General features: G+C 66.9%; 6 protein-coding genes and 1 pseudogene. 4 read left to right on the forward strand and 3 right to left on the reverse strand.

Annotated features, from left to right (window positions below; translation table 11 throughout):
* The first annotated feature begins 125 nt into the window (after positions 1–125).
* Both ADK57_RS50795 and ADK57_RS02410 read left to right on the forward strand, forming a co-directional pair.
* Entirely contained in the window at positions 126–2771 is a 2646-nt protein-coding gene (locus ADK57_RS50795) for a hypothetical protein (RefSeq protein WP_063785913.1), read from the forward strand.
* A complete protein-coding gene (locus ADK57_RS02410) occupies positions 2771–3136 on the forward strand; it encodes a toxin-antitoxin system YwqK family antitoxin (protein ID WP_053747633.1) in 366 nt (121 codons plus the stop codon). Before ADK57_RS50795 ends, ADK57_RS02410 begins: the two co-directional genes overlap by 1 nt.
* Before the next feature lie 79 nt (positions 3137–3215).
* Here ADK57_RS02410 and ADK57_RS02415 read toward each other — a convergent pair whose 3' ends face one another.
* From ADK57_RS02415 to ADK57_RS02425, 3 genes are all read right to left on the reverse strand, one after another.
* A complete protein-coding gene (locus tag ADK57_RS02415) occupies positions 3216–3704 on the reverse strand; it encodes a hypothetical protein (protein ID WP_159049994.1) in 489 nt (162 codons plus the stop codon).
* A gap of 171 nt (positions 3705–3875) precedes the next feature.
* Positions 3876–4085, reverse strand: a complete 210-nt coding sequence (locus ADK57_RS02420; protein ID WP_053747635.1) for a DUF397 domain-containing protein — start codon at positions 4083–4085, stop codon at positions 3876–3878.
* Positions 4082–4960 (reverse strand): helix-turn-helix domain-containing protein, encoded by an 879-nt coding sequence (locus tag ADK57_RS02425; RefSeq protein ID WP_053747636.1) that lies wholly within the window; start codon positions 4958–4960, stop codon positions 4082–4084. Before ADK57_RS02425 ends, ADK57_RS02420 begins: the two co-directional genes overlap by 4 nt.
* A 154-nt stretch (positions 4961–5114) precedes the next feature.
* Here ADK57_RS02425 and ADK57_RS02430 point away from each other — a divergent pair, with 154 nt between their 5' ends.
* Together ADK57_RS02430 and ADK57_RS02435 are read left to right on the forward strand one after the other, a co-directional pair.
* Entirely contained in the window at positions 5115–5579 is a 465-nt protein-coding gene (locus ADK57_RS02430; protein WP_078972900.1) for an ATP-binding protein, read from the forward strand.
* 208 nt (positions 5580–5787) lie between these two features.
* Positions 5788–6231, forward strand: a pseudogene (locus ADK57_RS02435) (helix-turn-helix domain-containing protein); the annotation flags it as partial.

Raw genomic sequence — 6231 nt, forward strand, 5'->3', positions numbered from 1 at the left:
GGATCGAGGACAACGACCTTTGGCCAGAACCGCATTGCGGTTGCAACGCGTCGATTGATACAGATGATCGAGTCGGTGGCGTGACGTGACGTGGCGTGTGGGAGCAGTGGGGGGCGAGGGGCGGCGTGCTCAAGCCGGGGGAGATACCGCAGTTCCAGGGCGACTTGGATCAGCTGGAGATCGATTACGCGGACTTGAAGAAGGACGCGGGTGAGGTCCGCAAGACGGGCGGGGACATCCACTCCCGGTTCCAGGGTCTGTCGGCGTACTACACAGCTCCGGAGGCGGAGCAGCTGTTCGCGACGACGAAGCCGGTCAAGGACCGTGCGGACACGTTCGGGGACGACTTGGAGACGGTGTCCTCCGCCTTGTCCTCTTACGCGACGGAGATCCGCCCCCTCGTCGACAAACTGAAGCAGTTGAAGGCGGACGCGACGACGTTCGTGACGTCGGTCAAGGACGACGACGAGTGGGAGTACGACGAGGACAAGGTCGACGAGCACAACCAGATCCGGGACGAGATCACCGCGACGGTGGCGGCGTTCTGGGCTGCGGAACGCACCTGCCACAACAAGATCACCGCTCTGTGGGGCGGCACGCAGATGGTCGCCGGTGACGGCTCGGAGCGTAAGGACCAGTACGGGTTCTCCGCGGGCGACATGAAGAACGCCAAGGTGCCCTGGGGCGACCCGGTGGAGGAGAAGCACCACTGGTACGAGGTCGGCCACTGGGTGAAGTCGTTCGTGTGGGACGGCCTGATCATCGACGGCGTCTGGGGCACCCTCAAAGGCCTGGGCATGCTGGTCGGCTTCGGCGGCTGGGACGCCATGGGCCAGGCGTGGAAGGGCCTCGCCCAGCTCGGCGTCGGCATCGCGTTCACCATGAACCCGATCCTCGGCACGGCGTTCTGGCTGCTGCCGGAGGACAAGCTCCCCGCCCCGATCCGCGACTCGCGTACGGCGATGAAGGAGACCGGCAAGGCCCTGCTGGCGTGGGACGAGTGGGGCAAGAACCCCGCCCGCGCGGCCGGAGCGGTCACCTTCAACGTACTCACGACCGTCTTCACGGGCGGCGCGGGCGCCGGGGTGTCGGGCGCGGGCAAGGCGGGCGCGGCGGCGAAGGTGCTGTCCGCGCTCAGCAAGACCAGCAAGGCCATCGACCCGATGACCTACATCGTCAAGGGCGCGGGCGCGGGCCTGTCGAAGATCGGCGACATCACCAAGGGCCTGAAGGGCGTCGGCGCGATCGACGTACCCGCCCTCCCGGACAACGCGTTCACTCTCCCCGCGGGCTCTTTGAAGCTCCCGGACGGCACCGTGCGGCTGCCCGAGGGCGCCGCGATCCCGGACGGCGCGACCCGACTCCCCGACGGCACCATCCAACTCCCGCACGACACCCCGGTCCTGCCGCCCGGCACGACGAAGCTGCCGAGCGTGGACGGCTCCCCGGCCCAGTACATCGACGGCGACGGCAACCTCCTCGACCAGCACGGCAACGTCATCGACACCGCCGACAACGCGCCGACCGACGTAGTGGACAAACCGACATCGGTCACCCCGTCTGATGGGGCGCACGCGCCGCGGGTGGACTCCCCTGGCAGGGAGCCCGCCCTGGTGGGCGCAGGAGCCCACACCGAACAAGCTGGTCAGCACATCCGCCTAGGCGGCACCACGGGTGACGACCTTGGAGATGTGGGCCGCGTAGGCGACGATGTGCCCACTACACCTGCGGTCCACGCAGGCAGCGAGGTTCCCACCGTTCACGCTGGAGGTGACCTGCCTGGGGGCATCGCGGGTGACCACCTGCCGGCCGGTCGAGCCGATGATCTCGGTATGGGCCCCTCTGCCAGTCACGAACCGCCGAGAGGCGGAGCTGGACGCGATGAAGGCCACAGTGAAGCCTCTGGAGGGGAACATAATTCCACGCCACCTCACCGCGATGATCCTGCCGCGAACAGCCATGCAAGCGACGGTGCGCAGGGTGGCGGGGACGGATACGGAGCACATGCCGAAACCCACAGCAGCAATGGACAGTACGACCACATAACCGAATCCCCTGGGGGAAGCGGAGCACACCACGAAATCGGCCACGACGCAGCCTCCTCGCACGGCATCGATGGCCCCTCGCCTCTCGATGACATACGGGTCGACGACAACCCCCTACCGCCTCCTGGTCCTGGTGAGAAGCTCCTTGGCGACTTGCCGGAGAACCGAGTGCAGCGCACGGAGGACGGCCTAATTTCCCATGTTGACGGGCGATCAGTCACCGAGTTCCTGGACCAGCTTTCTCATCACCGTGCTTTGACGTATCTGGAGGCGAAGCAAGCCGGCACCTTCCCTCGCGCCCAAGTAGGAGCGTGTGCTGGATCGGTAGTCGACCTGCGCACCGGTCGAGTGGTCGAGGGAATCAACGGACCCAAGGGCGCGGCTGGACTGATCCCGCTGGAGAATCTGCACCCGACGTTGTTGGAACGCTACGAGCAGATCGCAGACGCGCCACCACACCGCGCGCCGATCCTTGCTCACGCCGAGATCAAGGCAACGAACGAGTTGCTGTGGGCACGCCGGGAACTCGGGCTCCCGGACGACGCCGCCGCCTTGCGCGAGATGCAAGCGTCGGTGCAACTCCCATTCCTGCCTCACCTGGAGACAGGGGTGCGTCCTCGCCCCGCACCCTTCTGCGGCAACTGCAACCATATGCTGGACGGTATGCCCAGTAGCCATGGGCGCTATCTGAAGGACCCACCCGTAGCGGAGAACTGGATTCCCTGATGGATCAGCGAATTGACATCGATGACCCAAACGTCACGATGGACGACGGAGAACATCTTTATTATCAAGGAATCCCGTTCACTGGAGAAGCCGTCGAATATCAGCGTGGCGCACTCGTCAGCCTCATCACGTACAAGGAGGGTGTTGAAGATGGGCCCGTCCGCGAGTGGTACACGGATGGCACTCTCAGGTCGGATGGGGTCATGCGAGACGGGTTTCCTGCTGGCGAGTTCCAGCGGTGGCATCCGAACGGCAGACTCGCAGCACGAACCATCATGAGCGACAACGGGCTGCGGCAGCTGGCGCAGTTCGAGTGGGATGAGCAGGGCAGCCTGACGAAGGAGTGGCACGCGGAGCGCGACTGACGTGCGGGTGTGCGGCGCTTTGACCTGCGAAGTCAAGCCGCAAATCCCACAGGTTGCTTCTCTGCGAGCCCTTAGCCGATCAAGAGATGCGGTCCGGGGAGTTGCTCCGCAGCACCTGGAGGGCCGGGAGCGAGAGATCGGCACGTACGGCGTCCAGATAGTCGTCAAACGCTTGCTGGACCGGCTCCCGGCGGAGGTGCCAGGAAGAGAAGGGGATCTGCTCCCGGATGGCGGTGCGACGCAGGGCCGACATTTCGTGATCGAGGGAGTAGGCAGTAGTAGCGGCGGACTCTGAGCCGTGGATCCACAGAGCGGTCAGCTGCTGATTCCATACGGCATGGTGTTCGCTGAGCACGCGGACGGCCTTCTCCTTCTCCGAGGAGTCGACGGGCAGAGCACTGCATCCCTGGATGAGCGCTCGGTGGTGGTAGAACTCCTTGGCAACATCCTCGTAACTGCGCACTCTGAGGTCGCGGCGCCAGCGGGCAGACTCGGAGCGACTGTCCCAGAAACGGCCTATGACGAGCCCGGCGAGTCCGGCAATCGCTGCGAGTAGTGCAGTTACCACGAAGTTCTCCATTCAGCGCAAAAGGCCGAGCTAGTGCTCCAGGAGAACGCGCAGGCACTGACCGACGGACTGGAGGCGGACTCCACCGGTCTGGGTGATGCCCGACTACCTCTCCAAGCACCTGCTCAAGGGGCACCTGGGTGGGCGGGTTCCGCACGGAAAGCGCAAGGGTCAGCCCTCGGACGCGTACATCACGAAGTCGGCCCACACGGCCGGAGTGACGGTGAGCCGGGGGCCCTCGGTGTGCTTGGAGTCGCGGACGTGGATGGTGCCGGGGGTGGGGGCGATCTCGACGCAGGACTCGCCGTCGGTGCCACCGCTGTAGCTGCTCTTGAACCACGCCAGTTCGGAGGCGTCCCGGGCGGAGGCCTTGCGGATCATGTTTCTCCCAGCAGTTGCTCGACGAAGGCCAGTGACTCCCGCGGCGAGAGAGCCTGTGCCCGGATGGTGCCATATCGCAGCTCAAGGATGCGGAGCTGCTTCGGATCGGTGATCGGCCGCCCGTTGAACGCGCCGTCGGAGCGCCCCACCGCCGTACCGTCCGGGAACTTCAGCAACTCGATCCTGCCGTCCAGCCCCGGATGGGCGTCGGTGTTCGTCGGCATGACCTGAAGCGTGACGTTGTGCAACCGCCCCACCTCCAGCAGATGTTCGAGCTGCTGTCGCCACACCATTGTGCCCCCGACCTCCCGGCGCAGAGGCGCCTCTTCCAGCACGAAGTGGATCGACGGGGCCGGGTGCCGTTCGAATACCGACTTCCGGGCCAAACGAGCGGCCACCATGCGTTGCACATCGTCCGGCGAGTACGGCGGCTGAGCGGCTTCGATCAAGGTTTGCGCATGCTCCGGCGTCTGCAACAGCCCTGCGATGATGTTGCACTCGTACACACCGATCTCAACCGCTGTGGCCTCCAGCTTCCCCAGTTCCCGCACCTTCTTCGGGTACCGGACCTTCTTCACGTCCTCCCACGTCGCGGCAATGAGCCCGCCCGCCTTCAACACCTCGTCGGCCCTGTTCAGGTACTCCTGCCGGGGGATCCGCTTCCCACCCTCGATCTTGTAGACCATGTCCTCGCCGTACCCGACCGCCTCACCGAAGTCTGCGGCCCGCATCCCCACCGTCTCCCGCCGCAACTTCAGTTGCCGCCCGACGGTCGCGATGACCGCAACTCCCCAGTCGTCGTCCGGATCGACCTCCCAACCCGGCTCGTCCGCCTCGGTCCTGAGCCGCCCTGCCACGCCGTCCACCTGCGTCATCCCGCACCCCTCCGTCGTACGACCGTGCCGCGACGCCCCTACCCGCACGGCCTCTCCCGACAGCCCGGACACCACCGGACAACGCCCGGACAGTCACCGTACGCAACGGAGTCGTCACTGTTCACGGTAGGCGCGGGCGGCCACTCTGAGTGACGTGATCCACGAAACCGCCGCCCCCGTCCGCAACTTCAGCGTGCAGCTGTCCCCCACGCCCCGCGGAGCCCGCCTCGCCCGTCTGCTCGCCACCGAGCAACTCCGCGCCTGGCAGCTACCGTTGGACCCGGCACGCCACCTCGTCGCCGAGCTTGCCGCCAACGCCGCCACCCACAGCCGCGTCCCCGGCCGGGACTTCCGGCTCACCCTCTACGTCGTCGCCGACACCCTGCGCATCGAGGTCACCGACACCTGCGGCGACCGCCTGCCCTGCCGCCAAGTCAGCGCCCCCGACGCCGAGTCCGGCCGGGGGCTCGTCCTCGTCGAGGCGCTCGCCGACCGCTGGGGCGTCGCCCAGGGGCCGCATCCGCGCAAGACCGTCTGGGCGGAGCTGAATCTCCCACCGGAGCACGGAAACGCGTGCTCCGGTGGGAGGGGCGCCCTTCCCAAAGCACCACGACGGTGAAAGCACCTCACCAAGCCCCACCCCACCCTCCCGCCGCGTCGCACGCCGCCTCACCCGGGCGAGTGAACATCACCAACTCGGCTGGATTTTCGGCTGGTTGCCGGCCTTACTCTCAGCGCAACACAACCGCAGACATGCGACGGCCCCCGCCGGGACTGCAATCCCAGTGCGAGGGCCTGACCGCCGAGGAAGAACGAGGCTCTTCCTGATGGATACGCACGACATTAGCGTGCCCCCGCACGCCCAGTCCCGCCCCGCGGGCAAAAACCACCCCCACCGGCACGCCCACCCCGGCGGCGGCCTGGACCACGACCACACCCGCCACACCACCCGCTTCACGGTGATCGGCAACCACCTCGCCCAGCACCCGGAGCTGTCACTCCTCGCGATCGGGCTCGGCGCCCACATCCAGTCGCTGCCCAAGGGCGCCCGCGTCGACATCAAGACCCTCACCGCCCGCTTCCCCGAGGGCGCGACCCGTATCGCCGCAGCCCTGCGCGAACTCGAAGCCCACGGCTACCTCCGCCGCAGCCGCGAACGCGCCCCCGGAGGCCGCATCATCACCCGGACCGTCTCCTGCAACCAGCCCGGACGACACCGCGAGGCCGACCACGCGCCCGTCGTACGCCCCTCACGCCCTACCCCGCAGAAG

This window comes from Streptomyces sp. MMG1533, from assembly GCF_001279775.1.
Lineage (GTDB): Bacteria > Actinomycetota > Actinomycetes > Streptomycetales > Streptomycetaceae > Streptomyces.